The organism is Pseudomonas sp. FW507-12TSA, assembly GCF_058781435.1.
Map to the genome: position 1 here is coordinate 62,595 of NZ_JBYSWT010000030.1, position 18,452 is coordinate 81,046.

The following is an 18,452-nucleotide window of genomic DNA, read 5'->3' on the forward strand; positions in this document are numbered from 1 at the left end:
AGGTGCCTGGACGGAGCCTTGCCGCCCGGGAAACATCCCGCTGCCATGAGAAGAACAACAATGTCTCCATGCGCCTTGCTCGAAACCCGCCACGCCAGTACCCAGGCCATCGACCGGGACCTGCGCCTGGCATTCTGGGAGGACTACAACGCCAGCACCCTGGTAGGGCTCAAATGCAACTCCTACGCCGAGAGCGGCTTCACCGCCCGCCAGGACAACCTGCACTTGAGCGCCATGCGCCTGGCGCGGATCGTCGGCAATGAACATGTCGTGGAGCGTGACCGTTCGATGATCCGTGGCGTGCCCAAGGAGTCGATCTTCGTCTCCCTGGTCACCGACAGTGGTTCGTTCTTCTACCAGGGCGGCACCTGCCAGTTGCTGGAGCCGGGCGAGCTGGTGGTGTATCGCACCGACAAGCCCTACCTGTTCGGTTTTTCCGCAGCCATGCGCCAGTTCATCTTCGATATTCCCCAGGAGCAGTTCGCTCGCCGTTGCCTGCGGCGCTTCGACCAGCCGTTGAAGATCGGCGTGCAGGGCGGTGGCCAGCGTCTGTTGTTGCGCACCCTGGCCGAGCGCACCCGGGGTTTTTTCCAGCAACCCTTGTGCGGTGCGGCCGAGGACTACCAGGAGCACGCCTTCGAACTGCTGGCCAGCCTGATCGCCGGGCAAGTGGGGCAACGGCCGATCAACGCCTTGAGTGCCTCCTACCTGCTGGCGGCCAAGCAGTACATCCAGGAGCACCTGGCGGACCCGGAGTTGAGTTGCGAGCGGGTGGCGGCGCAGGTCGGCGTGTCGCCGCGCCACCTGGCCCGGTTGTTCGCCCTGGAAGAGTGGCTGCCCAGCCGCTTCATCCTGGAGAAGCGCCTGCAACAGGCCCAGCAACTGCTGTGCAGCCCCCGGGGGGCTGCGCTGGATATCAGCGAGATTGCCTATCGCCATGGCTTTGCCAGCCAGGCGCACTTTGCCCGGGCTTTCAAGGCCCGCTACCAACTCACGCCCAGTGAAGCGCGGCGCCACGGCCCCACGCCAGCTTGAGGGCGCCTTAAAAAAACGTAGGCGAGGCAGCCAGCGCAAGGCAAAACCCGGGCGAAAAAGCGCAGTTTACAAGTGGTAAATGAGCATTTTGACCGGGCTGGCGCACCAGTCGGTTTTTAACGCAGCGATGACAACGCAGGTAGTTTTTAGAGGCGCCCTTGAGTGGCCGGGCGCCGCAGGGCTCAGTAAGCGAAGGCCTCCAGGGCCTGGGCCTGGCGCTCCAGCAGCTGGCGTTGCAGGGCCAGGACCGGTTCCTTGGGCTGCTGCAGGCGCACGAACTCCAGCATCGGGTCGGTGACCGCCGTGCGGATGCCTGACAATGCCTCCAGGGTCGCCAGGCCACAGAACGGCACGTAGGCCTCGGAGTAGCCGCCTTCATGCACCAGCACCAGGCGCCCGCCACACAGGCGCGCGGCGGCGTCGCGCAGGCACTGGGTCATTTCGCGGAACGAGTCGCTGTGCAACAGCATCCGCGCCAGCGGGTCCACGGCGTTGGCGTCGTAGCCGCAGGCGACGATGATCAGTTGCGGCTCGAAGCGCTCCAGCGCCGGCACCACGATGCGCTGCATGGCTTGCAGGTAGGCGTCGTGCCCGCCGCCGGGCAGCAGCGCAACGTTGATGTTGCAGCCCAGGCCCGGGCCGCGCCCACGGTCCTGCTCGCCGCCGTAGCCGACCGGGAAACAGCCGTCCTGGTGCAGGGACAGGGTCAGTACATCGGCGCGCTCCTCGAAGATCGCCTGGGTGCCGTTGCCGTGGTGCACGTCCCAGTCGATCACCGCCACCTTGCCCAGGCCGTGGCGGGCCTTGGCCGCCTCGATGGCGATGGCGATGTTGGCCAGGAAGCAGAACCCCATGGCCTGGTCGGCCAGGCAGTGGTGTCCCGGTGGCCGGGACAGGGCGTAGGCGTTGTCGGCCTCGCCGCTGAGCACCGCATCCACCGCGGCGATGGCCAGCCCGGCAGACAATTTGGCGATTTCATAACTGCCGGGCCCCACTGGTGCCTGGTCGCCCAGCTCGCCGCCGCCGGCATCGCTCAGGGCCTTGAAGCGTTGCAGGTAGGCGGCGCCATGGACCCGCAGCAGGTCCTGGTCGCTGGCCGGTTCGGCGCTGCGCAGTTGCAGTTGGCGGGTCAGCCCGCTGACATCCATCAGGCTTTTCAGCCGGCGCTTGGTTTCCGGCGACTCGGCATGTCCGGCCGCGGCTGGTGGCTGCACCCAACCGCCTACCGGCAGGGTCAGGCTGTGGGGGCTGGCGCTGTGCCACAGGCACAGTTCATCGAAGAAAAACGCGGTTTTGCAGGTCATGGTGATATCCATCGTTCAAGAAAACGGTTACGAGCGGGTGGGGCGGCAGCCCAGGACCAGCGCCAGGGACAACAGGGTGAGGGCGGCGCCGGCCAGCAACAGGCCGTGGAAGCCGCCGCTGCTTTCGATCAGGCGCCCGGCCAGGGCGGGGCCGATGGCCAGGCCGACGCTGATCACCAGGTTGGAGGCATTCATCAGCCGTCCGCTGCGATCCATCTGCGCCATGCGCGCCAACACCAGGGGCAGGATGAAGGTCCAGGTGAACTTGAACACCAGGGCCGCCAGGGCGAAGCGCGCCAGTTGCGGTTGCCCGTACAGCAACAGCACCGAGCCGGCCATCAGGCCGTAGCCCAGCCACAGCAGGCCGCTGCCGGGCAGGCGGTCGCCGAACAAGGTGGCGCACAGGGCGCCGACGATGCCCATCAAGGTGGCGATGGCCAGGATGTCGCCGCTGGCCTGGGGCGAGAGCCCGGCCTGGCTGCCGATGGCGCCGATGAAGGTCCAGACCCCGCTCAGGCTGATGTAGAAAGCGAGGATGCCGAGGATGCCCAGGCCGGCCTTGAGCCAGGAGATCGGCGGGGCTGGCGTGGCGGCGTCCAGTGACTGTTCGGCGCCGGCGGGAAAGCAGCGGGCCAGGGGCAGGCAGAGCACCATCAGCAGCGCCAGGATCAGGTAGCAGGCGCCGAGGCCGAAGTGCTCGAACAGCAGCGGCAGCAGGCTCAGGCCAATGGCCCCCAGCACCAGCTGGCCCATCACCCAGAAGCCGTAGGCGCGACTGGGGTTGGGGCTGGCGGCGGCGCTGGCCAGGCAGATGATCATCAGCGAGCCGCCGGCCAGGGCGCTGCAAAAACGCGCCACCAGCAACAGCCAATAACCATGGACCAGCATCGACAGCAGGTTGGCGGCGATGAACAGCACGGCGCTGCACAAGGCGGCGCGGCGCCAGTCCAGGCGCTTGAGCCACCAGATGGCGGGCAGGGTGGCCAGGCTCATGGCCCCCAGCTCGGCGCTGAACAGGTCGCCGATCTGGGTCGGGCTCAGTTGCCACTGGCTGGCCAGTTGCGCGGCGATGGCCGGGGCCATCAGCAGCACCGCGGGGGTGATGGCGGCGAACAGCACGATGGCCGCCAGGAGCCCCAGGGGTTGGCGGGCAGATGGCGCGGTGTCGCTCAGGGCAGGGTTGTGGCTATGCATGGACGATCTTCCTCGGGCGGGGGTCAGAACACGTGGACCAGGCGCAACAGGGCGTCGGTGCCGGCGAAACCGTTGTCGGTGGCGACGTTGCGCGACAGGCTGAACATCAGTTGGTTGCGCGAATCCAGCCAGTGGCCCAGCTCGAATCCGACTTGGGTGTAGCGCCGGTGGGTGTCGTCGATGCGTCGGTCGTCGATGCGCAGTTCGCCGCCATCGGCCTGGATCAGCCGCAGGGCGCCGTAGGTGCTGGGAGTGAAGTCGTAGGACGCGAAGGCTTGCAGGCGGTACAGCGGGTCCTGCTTGAGGTCGCTGCCCAGGTAGTCATCGTTGGTGGCGTAGAACTGGGCTTCTAGGTTGGCCTCCAGGACCCACTTCTCGCCCAGGCCCTGGGTGTAGTTGTAGACGAAGGTCGCGCCCCAGCGGTTGGCCCCTGGCGAGACCCCGGGCTCGCGGCTGTGGTACTCGCCCACCGGCAGCGTGATCAGGGTCAGCAAGCCGCTGTAGGTGCGACTTTGCGGCTGGTTGATGAAGAACAGCGTGCCGCCCACCTGGGGATCGCCGAAACCGCTCTCGCGACTACGGCGCGTGGCACCGGGCAGGCGCGCATCGGTGTCGACGAAGGGCACGATGAACTGCGGCGTGCACAGGGTGCCGCACAGGTCGCTGAAGAACACCTGGCGGTAGGCCATGGCATTGACCCGCAGGTCGGCCTTGCCGGTGGTGTCGGCCGGGCCATGGAAGCTGCCGGCGCGAGTGGCGGGCAGGTACAGCACGCCGAGGCTGGTGCCTACCGGGGCGGCGAAGAAGTCCCGGGCGTTGAGATCGGCGGCCTGGGGCGACAGGCTGGCCAGGGTGCTGGCCACGGCGAGCGCGGTACGGATGAGGTTCCTGGTCATGGGCGATGCGTCTCTTGTTGGCGTTGTTGTGCGGCGCAGGGCTTGCCGGCAGGCGGCAGGGGCTGGAAACCGGGCAAGGGCTGCCCGTGGCCGTCACGGGTGACGGCGCGAATCAGCGTGGGAAAGCGCGACGAGGGTCAGTCGGGCGGGGCGTGCAGCAGCTGGGCGATGCGCGCCTTGTCCTTGACCCCGAGCTTGCTGTAGATGGCGCGGATGTGATGGCGCACGGTGTTGGGCGACATGCCCAGGTCGCGCGCCACTTCCTTGTAGGTCTTGCCGTCGCCGAAGCTTTGCGCGACCTCGTTTTCCCGGGGACTGAGCTGGGGCAGCAAGGTGCGGCTGCGGGCCGCCAGCAGGAACAGGTCGCCCACCGCCTGGGACTCCACTTGCAGGCACTTGCCTTCGTAGTTGCCCAGCTCCAGGGATTGCGGCAGCTGCGGGCCGCTCCAGTGCGGCCATTCGTTGAGCAGCAGTTCGACGAAGCCACTCTCGGCGCAGTGCAGCACGCCGCGCTGGTCGCAGACCGCCAGGGCCAGGTTGCGCGGCCGGGTGAGTTGCTCGCGGGTGGCCACCAGGGTGCGGATCTGGTTGGCCGAGACCGCCGCCACCAGGTGCAGCATCAGGTTGTCCAGCAGCTCGCGGTCGTGCGCGGTAAAACGCGCTGCGCCGGGTTGGCGATACAGGGCCAGGTGGCTGCTCAGGTGGGTATGGGGGTCGATGTGCACCACGCACAACAGCTCGCCGATGTTGTACAGGCGCCCCAGCCAGTTCAGGCCGGCGCCGTTGTCCGGAGCGGCCATATCGACGATCACCGACCGGCCCGGGACCTGGTGCACCCGGCTCACGGTGACATCGACATGGCGGATCGATTGCCAGTCCGGCAGGTAGCTGGGAGGCAGGCGGTACAGGTAGCAGCTGTGCTCGTCCGGCACGCCGTTTACCAGGGCCGAGCGGCCCCACCAGGCGCTGTCGAAGGGCAGCAACCTGGCGATGCGGGCCAGGGCGTGCTGGTGCAGGTGCTCGATGTCTTTGTTCTGGGCCAGTTGCTGCAAGGCCAGGACCAGTTCGCTGAAGGCCTGCAAGCGGCCGGGCGCAGGGGGCTGGGATCGACTCATGGCGCGGTACCTCGGGGCGACGTTGTTATTGTTTTCGTCACTGAAGGATCGACGGCCGGTACGCCAGGGCAGGCGTGGGCAGGGCCTGGGTCGAGTATCGGCGCCTGGACCTCTGGCCGCCATCCTACAGATGCAGGAGGCGGCGCGGGGGCCAGGCCGGTAGGGCGGGGTTCAGGCGGCCTGGCAGGGCCGGGGCAGGCGGTGGAAGCTGCGGCTGAAGTACACCAGCGAATCACCGCGCTCCTGCACGCTGATCTCGTCCAGCTCCACCAGCATCAGCGAGTGGGTGCCGATTTCCTGGACCTCGGTGATCCGTCCCTGCAGGCTGGCCAGGGCATCCTCCAGCACCGGCAAGGCCTGCAGGCCGTCGCGCCAGGGGTGCAGGCCGAAGCGCTGGTCCATGGCCACGCCGGTCATGCCGGCGAAGTGCCGGGCCAGGTCTTCATGGGCGCCGCTGAGGATGTTCACGCACAGCCGGCCATTGCCCTTGAACACCGGGTTCAGGGCGCTGTTGCGGTTGACGCAGACCATCAGCGTCGGCGGGCTGTCGGTGATCGAGCACACCGCCGTGGCGGTGATGCCGCAACGGCCGGCCGGGCCATTGCTGGTGATGACGTTGACCGCCGCGGTCATGTGCGCCATGGCGTTGCGAAAGGCGAGTTGCTTGGGGTCGAGTACGGACATGAGGGTTCTCCGAAGGCCTGGGTGGCGAGGGCACGTGGCCCTCGCTGCGCACGACTACTGGCGGATGCGGTCGAGCATGTTGATGTCGTCGGGGTTGGTCAGGTGCGGCACGGTCCAGCCGTCGAGGTCGTAGTCGCTCAGGCACTTGTCCACCAGGGCGGTCATGGCTTGCATCGAGCCGCTGGCCTGGGCGTGGCGCAGGCACTGCATGCGGATCTCGTCCTGGCTGCCGGCGTAGTTGATCTCGTACAGCTCGTGGCGGCCGCCGAACTCGGTGCCGATGGCATCCCACAACAGCTTGAGGATCTTGATCCGCTCTTCGTGGCCCATGCCTCCCGAACCGCGGCAATAGGTGCCCAGGTACTGGTTGAGCACGGGGTCCTTGAGGTCCCGGGAACCGGAGGGCAGGTAGATCAGGCCGCTGGCCACCACCTGCTCGATGATCTTCTTGATCTCGGTATAGGCCTGGGGCGCCAGCACCCGGTAAGCCTGCAGGGCCTGGGCGCTGGGCAGGTAGACACCGTTTTGCCACTCGCTGGCATTGCCGTGCATGGCGTCCGTCAGGGACCAGAACAGGTTGCGCCAGGCCACCACCTCGCCGACCTGGGCCTGGACCCCGCGAAACTCCAGGGCGCCGGTGCATTGCAGGGCCTTGACCAGCAGGCCGCTGATGAAGTCCAGCTTGACCGCCAGCCGGGTGCAGCCCTGCATCGGGAACAACCGGCCGAACCCGCCCTGGGGGAACCACTGCCGGCAACGCTCGAAGTCGCGGTAGATCAGCACGTTCTCCCAGGGGATGAACACCTTGTCCATGATCAGGATCGCGTCGTTCTCGTCGAAGCGGCTGGACAGCGGGTAGTCGAAGGGCGAACCGCTCATGCCGGCCTGGAGTTCGTAGGAGGGACGGCAGATCAGCTTCATGCCCCGGGTGTTCATCGGCGCGATGAACATCAGGGCGAAATCGGTGTTATCCCCCAGCAACTGGGCCGAGCCCTGGCCGACGAAGTTGTAGTGGGTCAGCGCCGAGTTGGTGGCCACCACCTTGGCGCCGCTGACGATGATCCCGCCTTCGACTTCCTCGTCCACCGAGATGAACACATCCTTGACCTGGTCCACCGGTTTGTCGCGGTCGATGGGCGGGTTGACGATGGCGTGGTTGAGGTAGAGGCAGGCCTCCTGGATGCGCTTGTACCAGGTCCGCGCGTTGTCGGCGAAGGGGCCGTAGAACTCGGCGTTGGCTCCCAGGACGCTGCCGAAGGCCGCCTTGTAGTCGGGGCTGCGGCCCATCCAGCCGTAGGTCAGGCGCGACCAGTCGGCGATGGCGTCACGCTGCTGGCGCAACTCGTCGGGGCTTTTGGCCGAACGGAAGAACTTGTGGGTGTAGCCGCCATTGCCGGTGTCGGTGGGCCAGCACAGTTGCTCATGGGTGGCCGGGTCGTGCAGGGCGTCGTACAGGCGGGCCATGGAGGCGGCCGAGTTGCGAAAGGCCGGGTGGGTGGTGACGTCCTTGACCCGGTCGCCATAGATGTAGATTTCACGGTCGTCGCGCAGGCTGGCCAGGTATTCGGCACCGGTCAGCGGGCGATCGGAGGAGGCACGAAAGTCTTCGGGTTTCATATCCAGTCTCGGCGTTGTTTTTATTGACCGGGACCATGATGGGCAGCGGCGGGCGGCGCAGAAATGGCTTTTTCGGCGAATGGCTTGCACTTTCCATGGGCTTGCCGGGAACTGCCGCGAACCGGGGCAAAAACTCCTGGGCAGCGCGTTTTGGCCCATCCCTGGACCGCCATCAGTGCTTTATCGATTCACTTCGCGTTGTGGCGTTTCAGTCCTGAGTCAGCGGTCATTTCCGGGATTTTTTTACGAATCAGCCATATGAAAGCGCAACTTCGGCCGATATCCAGGATAGGCCCAAGGACCCCGGTGCCAAGGTTTCCGACGTCGGCGCAGCGCTGATGCGCGGAGCATTCAATGGCAAGGATGCTGATCGTCATGTTCTCCTGCGAGAGTCGCCCTATGACCCTGCGTAACCTGAATATCGCCCCTCGAGCTTTCCTCGGTTTTGCCTTCATTGCCTTGCTGGTCGTCGTGCTGGGGGTGTTCGCGGTCAATCGCATGTCGATCATCCGCGAGGCCTCGGTCGACATGGAAGGCAACCAACTGCCTAGCGTCAGCTACCTGGGCAACCTCACGGAGAACGTGCTGCGCCTGCGGATCTTGTCGTTCCGGGTGCTGGTCAACCGCGAACCGGCGGGCCTGGCCGAAGCACAGACGCGCATCGGCGTGCTGGTGGACAAGGTGCGCCAGGCCCAGGCCAGCTACGCTGCGCTGCCGGCAGGGCCCCAGGAGGCGGCGTTGTACAAGACCTTCTCCACGACCCTGGAGAACTACCTGCAGGCTCAGAAGGAGATGCTCGAGCTGTCGCGCCAGGACAACCTCGATGCAATGCGCCAGCTGATCAACACCCGGATCAAGGACGGCACCGACCAGATGGGCGAGCAACTGAACCAGTTGATCGCCATCAACGCCGCCGATGCCACGGCCGCCTCCAAGGCCGCCGGCGAGCACTACGGCAGCGCGATCGCCGGGATCGTCATCGTCGCGCTGATCGCTGCCGCGCTGACCATCATCCTGGCGTTGCTGCTGACCCGCAGCATCGTCAGTCCGTTGAACAAGGCATTGAACGCCGCCGAGGTGATCGCCGGCGGCAACCTGCGCCAGAGCATCGAAGTCGACGGCAAGGACGAACCGGCGCGGCTGCTGCGGGCATTGGCCGAAATGCAGGCGAGCCTGCGCCGCACCATCGAGCAGATCGCCGGTTCGGCGACCCAGGTGGCCTCGGCTTCCGAGCAACTGAGCGCGGTGACCGAGGAAACCTCCCGTGGCGTCCAGCAGCAGAACACCGAGATCGAGCAGGCCGCTACCGCCGTCAATGAGATGACCGCGGCGGTGGAGGAGGTGGCGCGCAACGCGGTGTCGACTTCCGAGGCTTCGCAGCAATCGACCCAGGCCGCCCGTGACGGCCGCGACCGGGTGGTGCAGACCGTCGATGCGATCCAGACCATGGCCCACGACGTGCAGAACACCTCGGTGATGATCGAGGGCCTGGCCACCCAGGGCCGGGATATCGGCAAGGTCCTGGACGTGATCCGGGCGATCGCCGAGCAGACCAACCTGCTGGCGCTCAACGCCGCCATCGAGGCGGCCCGGGCCGGCGAGGCCGGGCGCGGCTTCGCGGTAGTGGCCGATGAAGTGCGGGCCCTGGCCCATCGCACCGCCCAGTCGACCCAGGAGATCGAGAAGATGGTGGCCGGCATCCAGAACGGCACCGGCCACGCCGTGGAGTCGATGCAGCAGAGCAACCAGCGCACCCAGAGCACCCTGGACCTGGCTCGCGCCGCCGGCGAGGCCCTGGAGCAGATCGCCGAATCCATCAACCAGATCAACGAGCGCAACCTGGTGATCGCCAGCGCCTCGGAGGAGCAGGCCCAGGTGTCCCGCGAGGTGGACCGCAACCTGGTGAACATCCGCGACCTGGCGACCCAGTCGGCGGCCGGGGCCAACCAGACCAGCGCCGCCAGCCACGAGCTGTCGCGCCTGGCGGTGGAGCTCAACGCCATGGTTGCGCGCTTCGTGATCTGACCTGACGCCGCCGCGGGCGGCGCTCGACGAGTCGGGTTGCAGCACCTAGGGTTTGGGCTGAGGCGTCTTTCAAGGAGAAAGCCATGCGCTACTCAGCCCTGACCCAGCGGATCGCCGGCGAAGGTTCCGCGGCCTGGAACATCCATTACCGGGCCCTGGCCCTGCGTGAGCAGGGACGCGATGTGTTGCTGCTGACGGTGGGCGACCCGGACTTCGATACTCCAGGCCTGGTGGTCCAGGCGGCGATCGACAGCTTGCTGGCCGGCGATACCCATTATTCGGACGTACGCGGCAACCTGGCCTTGCGCAGTTGCATCGCCCAATGCCATCACCAACGCAGTGGCCAGGTGGTGGATGCCGAGCATGTGGTGGTGCTGCCGGGGGCGCAGTGCGCGGTGTTCTCGGTGGCCCAGTGCCTGGTGGGCCCAGGTGACGAGGTGCTGGTGGCCGAACCCATGTACGTCACCTACGAAGGGGTGATCGGCGCCTGTGGCGCGACCGTGGTGCCGGTGCCGGTGCGGGCCGAGCGCGGCTTCTGCGTCGATCCGCTGGACGTCGCCGCGCGGATCGGTCCGCGCACCCGGGCCATGCTGCTCAACAGCCCGAACAATCCCTCCGGCGCCAGCCTGTCCCTGGATGACTGGCAGGCCCTGGCGCGCTTGTGCCTGGAGTACGACCTGTGGCTGATCTGCGATGAGGTCTACAGCGACTTGCTGTATGAGGGGCAGCACCTGAGTCCGGGCAGCCTGCCCCGCATGGGCGAGCGCACCGCCACCATCAACAGCCTGTCCAAGTCCCATGCCATGAGCGGCTGGCGGATCGGTTGGGTGATCGCCCCGACGGTGTTGGCCGGGCACCTGGCCAACCTGGCCCTGTGCATGCTCTACGGCTTGCCCGAGTTCATCCAGAACGCCGCGGTGGTGGCGCTGTCCAGCGATTTGCCGGAGTTGGTGCAGATGCGCCAGGAGTACCGCCGGCGCCGCGACCTGGTGTGTTCGATGCTGCAAGAGTGCCCCGGCTTGCAACCGGTGCGTCCCGATGGCGGCATGTTCGTCATGGTCGATATCCGCCGCACCGGCCTTGGTGCCCAGGCCTTCGCCGATGGCCTGCTGGAGGGCCATGGCGTTTCGGTGCTGGCCGGGGATGCCTTCGGCCCCAGCGTTGTCGGGCACGTGCGTATCGCCCTGGTGCTGGATTGCCAGCTGCTGGCCGAAGCTTGCCGGCGCATCGTCCGCTTCACCGCGCAATTGCCTGCGCAATGACTAGAGCTGTCATGCGATCGATCCGCTTCGCGGTGGCCGTCGATGACGTGCCGGCTGGCCTATGGCTTGGGGCGCAGGGCGCACCAGGCCAGGCCCAGGGCGAGGCTGAACAGGCCGGTCAGGGCTTGCAAGGACCCGGCAGCACTGTCGGCCAGGGCGTTGGCCAGCAGCCCGCAAGCAGCGGTCATGGCCATCTGGATGAAGAAGAACAGGCCCGAGGCACTGCCGGCCACCGCCGCGTAGGGTTGCAGGATCGCCAGCTGGCAGGCGGGAATCGCCAGGCCCACCGACAGCATGATCGCCAGCATCGGCAGGACGATGGCCAGCAAGCTGTCGGGCCACAAGCTGCGGGTGGCCAGCAGCAAGCCTGCCGCCAGCAGGTTCAGCAGCGTGGCGCGGGCGATCAGGTGGTCGGCGCCGAGCCTGGGGGCCAGGTGCTGGAACAGGCGTGAGCCCAGCAGGTAACCGGCCACGGTGACGGCGAACACCAGGGCATAGCTGCCCGAGGACAGGCCCAGGCCGCGCTGGAGCAAGGTCGGCGATTGCAGGATGAAGGGGAAATAAGTGCAGTACAGGCAGCCGATGGCCAGGGAGTAACGCATGAAGTAGCGCGTGCCCAGCAAGCGCAGGTACAGCCGTGGCAGGCTTTCCCGGGGCGTCGCCAGGGGCTGGGGCACGCGGGTCTCCGCCAGCCTGGCAAGCATCAGCAGCCACACCGCGGCCGCCACCAGGCCCAGGGCCAGGAACAGGCCGCGCCAGCCCAGCAATTGCTCCAGCAGGCTGCCAAGAACTGGTGCCAGCATCGGCGACAAGGCGATGCCCATGGACAACAGGCCCAGCAGCCGCGCCTGTTCCGCCGGCGGGCAGCGATCACGCACCATGACCCGGCCCACCAGGGTGCCGCTGCAGCCACCCAGGGCCTGTAGCAGGCGGGCGGCCATCAATACCTCGACCCGGCTGGCGAACATGCAGGCCAGGGTGGCCAGCAGGAACAGCGCCATGCCCCACAGCAGCACCGGACGCCGGCCAAACCGGTCGCAGAGCGGTCCGCCCAGGAGCATCGACAGGGCGTAGCCGAGCATGTACAGGCTCAGGGTCAGTTGCAGCTGGGCATCGCTGGCCCCCAGTTCGTCGGCCATGGCCGGCAAGGCCGGCAGATACAGGTCGATGCTGATCCGCGGCAGGCAGACCACCACCAGCAACAGCAAGGTCCAGAGCCAGGGGGCCAGGTCTTGCGCGGCGGCGGGAGAGAGGGGCGGGGTATCGGTGGTCGGTCGCATGGTCGGCTCGCAACAAGGGCTTGGCCGGGACGTTAAGGGCTTTATGGTTTAATGCGCAGAGCCATTTACCGTCATTTCGAGTGGACCACTATGAGCCGTGGCAAATACCCCGTTCCCCTGGACTTGCCGCTGCCACAGGCCCTGGGCGAGGGCTTGGGCAAGCAGGACAGCGCCTATGGCGCCTTGCGCCAGGCGATCCTGGACAAGCGCCTGGCAGCGGGTTGCCGCTTGCCTTCGACGCGGACCCTGGCCCAGCGCTGGGCCATGTCCCGGGGCACCCTGGAGGTGGTGTTCGACCGCTTGCGCAGCGAGGGTTACGTCAGCCGGGCCGCAGGTTCCGGGACCCGGGTCTGCGCGGTGGTGCCGGATCTCTACCTGAGTACGCCGCTTGCCGTGGCGCCTGCTGCCAGTGACGAGGATGGCCCGAGGCCGCAGCCCCAGGGCGTGCGTGCCGGCCAGCCCTTCGTCGCGCGCCTGGCCGACCCGGCGCTGTTCCCCCTGGCGCGCTGGACCCGCTCCCTGACCCGGGCCCTGGCCAGTGCCCCGGCCCAGTCGCTGTGCGACCACGACCCCGGGGGCCTGCCGCAACTGCGCCAGCAGATCGCCCAGTACGTGGGACAGCATCGGGGTATCGCTTGCGAGCCTGCGCAAGTGATGGTCACCACCGGCATTCGCCATGGCCTCGACCTGCTGGCCCGCAGCCTGCTGCGACCGGGGGACGAGGTCTGCCTGGAAGACCCCGGCTACCTGTCGGCCAGGGAGCTGTTCGCCCTGGCCGGGGCACAGGCGATACCGGTGCCGGTGCTGGAGGAGGGCATCGATGTGGACCGCCTGCATGAGCATGGCGCGGCGCGGATGGTCTACGTCACGCCAGCGCACCAGGCGCCCTTGGGCATGACCATGCCGGTGTCTCGGCGCCTGGCGTTGCTGGAGTGGGCGCGGCGCAGTGGCGCCTGGGTGGTGGAGGATGACTACGACAGCGAGTTCAATTACCAGAGCGCCCCCCTGGCGGCGCTCAAGTCCCTGGATCGCGACGATCGGGTGATCTACTGCGGCAGCTTCAACAAGACCCTGTTCGCCGGCCTGCGGGTGGGCTTCATGCTGGTGCCCGACGCCTTGCGCGAGCGGCTGCTGGCCACTTTGCAGAGCACCGGGCGCTCAGTGGGGGTGATCGAGCAACTTGCCCTGGCCGACTACATCGCCAGCGGCGCCTTTTTGCGTTACCTGCGGGCCGCCCGCCAGGCCTACCAGGAGCGCCGCGACCTGCTGCTGGCGATCCTGGCCCGGGAGGCCCCGGGCTGCTACAGCATCAGCGGGCAACAAGCGGGCCTGCACCTGCTGCTGCACCTGCCGCCGGGTGGCGATGAAGCGCGGTTGCGCCAGCGCGCCGCTGCGCTCGGGATCGTCCTGCAAGGGCTGGCCGAGCATTGCCAGCAGGTGCGCCCGGGCCCGGCGGTGATCATCGGCTATGCCGCCTTGAGCCTGGCGCAGATCCGCTTCAGTGGCTCGCGCCTGGCGGCCCTGTTGGTGGATGAGGCCCGGCAAGCCCGGGCCGGGGCATGACTGTCATGGCGCTGTCATATTCGCCGGCCATGCTCGGCACCCCGGCCCCAGGGCCTTCGTATTGCACAAGGACGTCATGATCATTGTCACCTCCGGCGCGGCCTACCTGGACATGGACGCCTACGCCGGCTGCATCGCCTACGCCGAATGGCTCAACCTGCGCGGCCAGCCGGCCCGGGCCCTGAGCAGCGCGCCGCTGAATGAAAGCATTCCCCAGGCCCTGCGCCATAACTGCAAGGGGCTGGATGCATCGGTGCCGATCGGCGACGACGATGTGTTCGTGCTGGTGGACGTTTCCAATCACCTGCACCTGGACCCGCTGGTGGATCTTGCACGGGTGGTGGAGGTCATCGACCATCATCCCGGGTTCGAAGGGTTCTGGGCCGAGCGCCTGGGGCCGCGTGCGGATATCCGCCGGATCGGCGCCGCCTGCACCCAGGTCTATGAGCGCTGGCGCGACTCGGGGCTGCTGGCGCAGATGAGCCGCGACAGTGCGCAATTGCTGGCAGCGGGAATTCTCGACAACACCCTGAACTTCACCGCCCGGATCTGCACCGATGCCGATCGCCAGGCCTATGCCATGCTGGCCCGGCACGCCGGGTTGGACGAGCAATGGCCTGCATGCTACTTCGACCAGTGCCAGCGTCAGATCGAGGAACAACTGGAGCAGGCCCTGCACAAGGACCTGAAAGTCCTCGGGGAAGAGAGCAACCTGCCCAGGCGTTTCGCCCAGTTGACCTTGTGGAATGCCGATCGCTTGCTGCGCCAGCAACGGCCCTTGATCGAAAAGGTGCTGGGGCAGTGGGGCGATGACTGGCTGCTGAACCTGATCAGCCTCGGCGAGGGGCGCAGCTACTTGCTCAGTGGTGGAGCCGCGAGTGCGCAGAAGCTGGACCGGCTGCTAGAGTGCCCGGCCGTGAATGGCCTGCACTGCCTGGACCGGCCGATCTTGCGCAAGGAGTTGCTGCGCATGGGCCTGGCCTGGCAGGCACCGATGACCCCGAGGTAACCGTGGACCTGGATCAAGCCTTGCAGCAAGTGGTGGATGAGCACAGTTTCCTGGCGTTCGTCCAGGCCTTGAGTGCCGACCGGCGCCAAGCCAGCGACTGGCAGAACGACTCCATCGAGGACTTCCTCGACTCCGCCCATGCCTGGGCCGAAGCCAGTGCCATGGGCGCCAGCCAGGGGTTGGCCGACGCCTCACCGTGGAAGCGCTTCGCGGTGTTCCTGTACTGCGGCAAGATCTACGAATGAGGCGCCCGCTGCGCGGCTAATCCTCGAAGCCGCTCTGCTCGTGGATTTCATCCATCTTCAGCTCCAGGCGGTAGGCCACGGCGATGAACAGCGCCTGGCACAGGCACAAGGTGGCGCTCAGCGAACGGAAGGCGAACGAGCTGCCCTCGTTGACCAGCAGCACGCTGTTGGCGCGCTTGGCCAGGGGCGAGAGGGTGCTGTCGGTGATGATCAGGGTCCTGGCCTGGTGGTGCTGGGCAATCCGCAGGCAGTGCTGGGTTTCCTTGGCGTAGGGCGTGAAGCTGATGGCGATCACCAGGTCGCCGGGGCGGATGCTGCGCATCTGCTCGCGGTAGCTGCCACCGAGCCCCGAGACCAGGTGGATGCGCTTGTTGGTGTGCTGCAGGTTGTAGACCAGGTAGTCGGCCACCGCGAAGGAGCGCCGCACCCCCACCACGTAGATGTTCTCGGCATTGACCACCAGGTCCACGGCTTGCTCCAGGGCCGCCTCGTCCAGCTCCTGTTCCAGGCGCTCGATCCCCGAGAGGGTGGCGCCGATGCAGTCGCGAGCCAGGTCGGCACTGCTGGCCTTCTGTGATTTGTTGGCGATCAGGCTGCGGATGCGCTGCTGGTAGTTCTGTACCGGCGTGGCCTTGTGGGTATAGGCCTCGCGGAACAACGCCTGCATGTCACTGAAGCCGCGAAAGCCCAGGCGCTGGGAGAAACGCACGATGGCCGAGGGGTGCACTTCGCATTCGCGGGCGATGTCGCTGATGCGATCGACCATGATCCGGTCGCGCTGCTGGCTCATGTAGCTGGCGATACGCTTGAGCTGGCGCGGCAGGCTTTCGTATTCCCGGGCGATCAGTTGCAGCAGGCCCTCGGCATCGAGCGGGCGAGTGGCGAGGTCGCTGTCCGGGGTGCCTTCGGACAAGGCCGGCTGATCGGTATGGGGCATGGTCAATCCTTCTTGCGGTGCTGATGGGGCGAGCCTGGGTAGTGCCCCTGAGACTAGGCGGACTGCGGGCAGTCTACAGGGTCGGCGCCGGGAAAATCTTGCCGGCCGGGGCCTGCAGCGCATTGCTGAAACGATGCAGGGCACAGATTCCGGCGTGCAGCGAACTTTAGTGGAAAAAATATTCCATGTAAAAAAATTTAGAATAAATATTGATCTGGCAGTGAAAGCCGTTCTAGTCTGCACCCATCAAGAGTGCTTGCCGAGGAACCGGCGGCAGGCAGCGGCTGATAACAATAACAGGAGCCAGCATGGGCCAGGACCGCTTTGCCAGTGGGCGTCAATTGGATCTGATCTGCCTCGGACGCCTGGGCGTCGACCTCTATGCGCAGCAAGTGGGGGCCCGCCTGGAAGATGTCGCCAGTTTTGCCAAGTACCTTGGCGGCTCGTCCGCCAACATCGCTTTCGGTACCGCGCGCCTGGGCCTGAAGTCGGCGATGCTGACCCGGGTCGGCGACGACCACATGGGGCGCTTCCTGCTGGAGTCGTTGCAGCGCGAAGGCTGCGACACCCGCGCCGTGCGGGTCGATCCCGAGCGCCTGACGGCCCTGGTCCTGCTGGGCCTCAAGGACCGCGAGAGTTTTCCCCTGGTGTTCTATCGCGAGAACTGCGCCGACATGGCCCTGGCCGCCGAGGACATCGACGAGGCCTTCATCGCCTCCAGCAAGGCGCTGCTGATCACCGGCACGCATTTTTCCAGCGACCAGGTCTACCGGGCCAGCATCCAGGCCCTCGACTATGCCCAGCGCCACGGGGTGCGGCGAGTGCTGGACATCGACTATCGGCCGGTGCTCTGGGGCCTGGCGGCCAAGGCCGATGGCCAGACCCGCTTCGTCGCCGACCGCCAGGTCAGCCAGCATGTGCAGGGCATCCTGCCGCGCTTCGAACTGATCGTCGGCACCGAGGAGGAGTTCCTGATCGCCGGGGGCGAGCCGGATTTGCTGGCGGCCCTGCGCCGGGTGCGCGAGCTCACGGCCGCGACCCTGGTGGTCAAGCTCGGGCCCAGGGGCTGCACGGTGATCCATGGGGCCATTCCCGGCCATCTGGAGGCGTTGCAGGTGCACCAGGGCGTGCAGGTCGAGGTGCTGAACGTGCTGGGCGCCGGCGATGCGTTCATGTCCGGCTTTCTCAGTGGCTGGCTGGAGGGGGCGGACGATGAGCGCTGCTGCCAACTGGCCAATGCCTGCGGCGCCCTGGTGGTCTCGCGCCATGCCTGTGCCCCGGCGATGCCGACCCGTGCCGAGCTCGACTACCTGTTCGGCAGCCCGCGGCCCATCACCCGTCCGGACCAAGACCCGACCCTGCGGCGCCTGCACCAGGTCAGCGTGCCGCGCAAGGCGTGGCGGCCGCTGTTCATCTTCGCCTTCGATCATCGCGGGCAACTGGTGGAGCTGGCCCGCCAGGGTGGGCGCGAGCTCAAGGTCATCGAGCAACTCAAGCTGCTGTTCGTCGAGGCGGTGCAGCGGGTCGAGGCCGGCCTGCGACGCGAAGGCGTCGAGGCTGATGTCGGCGTGTTGGCGGACCAGCGCTTCGGCCAGGATGCATTGAACGCCGCCACCGGTCGTGGCTGGTGGGTGGCACGCCCGGTGGAACTGCAGGGTTCGCGGCCCCTGGTGTTCGAGCAGGGCCGGGCCATTGGCAGCAACCTGATTGCCTGGCCTCAGGAGCAGATCATCAAGTGCCTGGTGCAATTTCATCCCGATGACGAACCCATGCTGCGCCTGGAGCAGGAGGCGCAGATCCGCGCCCTGTACCAGGCGTCCCAGGCCAGCGGCCATGAGTTGCTGCTGGAGGTCATCCCGCCCAAGGACTTGCCCGGGGCCCATCCCGAGGTGCTGTACCGGGCCATCAAGCGCCTCTACAACCTGGGCATCTACCCGGCCTGGTGGAAGATCGAGGCCCAGGATCGCGAGCAGTGGCAGCGCCTGGACCAGTTGATCCAGGAGCGTGATCCCTACTGCCGCGGGGTGGTATTGCTGGGGCTCAACGCCTCGCCCCAGGCCCTGGCCGAGGGCTTTCGCCAGGCTGCCGGCAGCAGCAGTTGCCGGGGCTTCGCCGTGGGTCGCACGATCTTCCAGGAGCCCAGCCGTGCCTGGTTGGCAGGGGAGATCGACGACCAGCAGCTGATCAAGCAAGTACAGGGCACGTTCGTCCAGTTGATCGAGGCCTGGCGCAGCGCCCGCCCGTGAACGCCCCAGGCCTTGGTGGCAAGGCGGTTTTTTAGAGTGC

At 67.0% G+C, this 18,452-nt stretch carries 16 protein-coding genes; 7 read left to right on the plus strand and 9 right to left on the minus strand.

What is annotated here, in order from left to right; genetic code table 11:
• Positions 1–60: 60 nt before the first annotated feature.
• The gene (locus tag AC3WK8_RS24800; protein ID WP_103326092.1) at positions 61–1,035 is read left to right on the plus strand and encodes an AraC family transcriptional regulator; all 975 of its coding nucleotides are present in this window, start codon (positions 61–63) and stop codon (positions 1,033–1,035) included.
• Between the two features lie 182 nt (positions 1,036–1,217).
• Here AC3WK8_RS24800 and AC3WK8_RS24805 read toward each other — a convergent pair whose 3' ends face one another.
• The 7 genes from AC3WK8_RS24805 to AC3WK8_RS24835 form a co-directional block, all read right to left on the minus strand.
• Positions 1,218–2,339, minus strand: coding sequence for a class II histone deacetylase (locus tag AC3WK8_RS24805; protein WP_178088054.1), 1,122 nt, complete (start codon positions 2,337–2,339; stop codon positions 1,218–1,220).
• A gap of 27 nt (positions 2,340–2,366) precedes the next feature.
• Entirely contained in the window at positions 2,367–3,533 is a 1,167-nt protein-coding gene (locus AC3WK8_RS24810; protein WP_103326094.1) for an MFS transporter, read from the minus strand.
• A gap of 23 nt (positions 3,534–3,556) precedes the next feature.
• Positions 3,557–4,429: a transporter gene (locus AC3WK8_RS24815; RefSeq protein WP_085599902.1), complete on the minus strand. Its 873-nt coding sequence runs from the start codon at positions 4,427–4,429 to the stop codon at positions 3,557–3,559.
• Positions 4,430–4,566: 137 nt separating this feature from the next.
• Complete coding sequence (locus AC3WK8_RS24820) at positions 4,567–5,544, minus strand: helix-turn-helix transcriptional regulator (protein ID WP_103326095.1); 978 nt, start codon at positions 5,542–5,544, stop codon at positions 4,567–4,569.
• Between the two features lie 171 nt (positions 5,545–5,715).
• On the minus strand, positions 5,716–6,228 hold the full coding sequence (gene hpaC, locus AC3WK8_RS24825) for a 4-hydroxyphenylacetate 3-monooxygenase, reductase component (protein ID WP_053130693.1): 513 nt from the start codon (positions 6,226–6,228) through the stop codon (positions 5,716–5,718).
• Positions 6,229–6,282: 54 nt separating this feature from the next.
• A complete protein-coding gene (hpaB, locus tag AC3WK8_RS24830; protein ID WP_085599906.1) occupies positions 6,283–7,845 on the minus strand; it encodes a 4-hydroxyphenylacetate 3-monooxygenase, oxygenase component in 1,563 nt (520 codons plus the stop codon).
• A 188-nt stretch (positions 7,846–8,033) separates the two neighbouring features.
• A complete protein-coding gene (locus AC3WK8_RS24835) occupies positions 8,034–8,222 on the minus strand; it encodes a hypothetical protein (RefSeq protein WP_103326096.1) in 189 nt (62 codons plus the stop codon).
• A 22-nt stretch (positions 8,223–8,244) separates the two neighbouring features.
• On the opposite strand from AC3WK8_RS24835, the gene AC3WK8_RS24840 reads away from it, so the two are divergent.
• Together AC3WK8_RS24840 and AC3WK8_RS24845 are read left to right on the plus strand one after the other, a co-directional pair.
• A complete protein-coding gene (locus AC3WK8_RS24840; protein WP_085599908.1) occupies positions 8,245–9,870 on the plus strand; it encodes a methyl-accepting chemotaxis protein in 1,626 nt (541 codons plus the stop codon).
• A gap of 83 nt (positions 9,871–9,953) precedes the next feature.
• Positions 9,954–11,132 carry a pyridoxal phosphate-dependent aminotransferase gene (locus tag AC3WK8_RS24845; protein ID WP_103326097.1) on the plus strand — a complete coding sequence of 393 codons (1,179 nt, stop codon included), beginning with the start codon at positions 9,954–9,956 and terminating at the stop codon, positions 11,130–11,132.
• A 59-nt stretch (positions 11,133–11,191) separates the two neighbouring features.
• Here AC3WK8_RS24845 and AC3WK8_RS24850 read toward each other — a convergent pair whose 3' ends face one another.
• Complete coding sequence (locus tag AC3WK8_RS24850; protein WP_103326098.1) at positions 11,192–12,412, minus strand: multidrug effflux MFS transporter; 1,221 nt, start codon at positions 12,410–12,412, stop codon at positions 11,192–11,194.
• 90 nt (positions 12,413–12,502) lie between these two features.
• Between AC3WK8_RS24850 and pdxR the strand changes: the two genes are divergently transcribed.
• The 3 genes from pdxR to AC3WK8_RS24865 all read left to right on the plus strand — a co-directional run bounded on the left by pdxR (position 12,503) and on the right by AC3WK8_RS24865 (position 15,229).
• A complete protein-coding gene (pdxR, locus tag AC3WK8_RS24855) occupies positions 12,503–13,975 on the plus strand; it encodes a MocR-like pyridoxine biosynthesis transcription factor PdxR (protein WP_103326099.1) in 1,473 nt (490 codons plus the stop codon).
• Positions 13,976–14,051: 76 nt separating this feature from the next.
• Positions 14,052–14,984, plus strand: a complete 933-nt coding sequence (locus AC3WK8_RS24860; RefSeq protein WP_103326100.1) for a DHH family phosphoesterase — start codon at positions 14,052–14,054, stop codon at positions 14,982–14,984.
• 2 nt (positions 14,985–14,986) lie between these two features.
• A complete protein-coding gene (locus tag AC3WK8_RS24865) occupies positions 14,987–15,229 on the plus strand; it encodes a DUF7660 family protein (protein ID WP_022643966.1) in 243 nt (80 codons plus the stop codon).
• Positions 15,230–15,245: 16 nt separating this feature from the next.
• On the opposite strand, the gene AC3WK8_RS24870 is transcribed toward AC3WK8_RS24865, so the two are convergent.
• On the minus strand, positions 15,246–16,166 hold the full coding sequence (locus AC3WK8_RS24870; RefSeq protein ID WP_103326101.1) for a MurR/RpiR family transcriptional regulator: 921 nt from the start codon (positions 16,164–16,166) through the stop codon (positions 15,246–15,248).
• Positions 16,167–16,474: 308 nt separating this feature from the next.
• On the opposite strand from AC3WK8_RS24870, the gene AC3WK8_RS24875 reads away from it, so the two are divergent.
• On the plus strand, positions 16,475–18,412 hold the full coding sequence (locus AC3WK8_RS24875; RefSeq protein ID WP_103326102.1) for a bifunctional 5-dehydro-2-deoxygluconokinase/5-dehydro-2-deoxyphosphogluconate aldolase: 1,938 nt from the start codon (positions 16,475–16,477) through the stop codon (positions 18,410–18,412).
• Positions 18,413–18,452 lie beyond the last annotated feature (40 nt).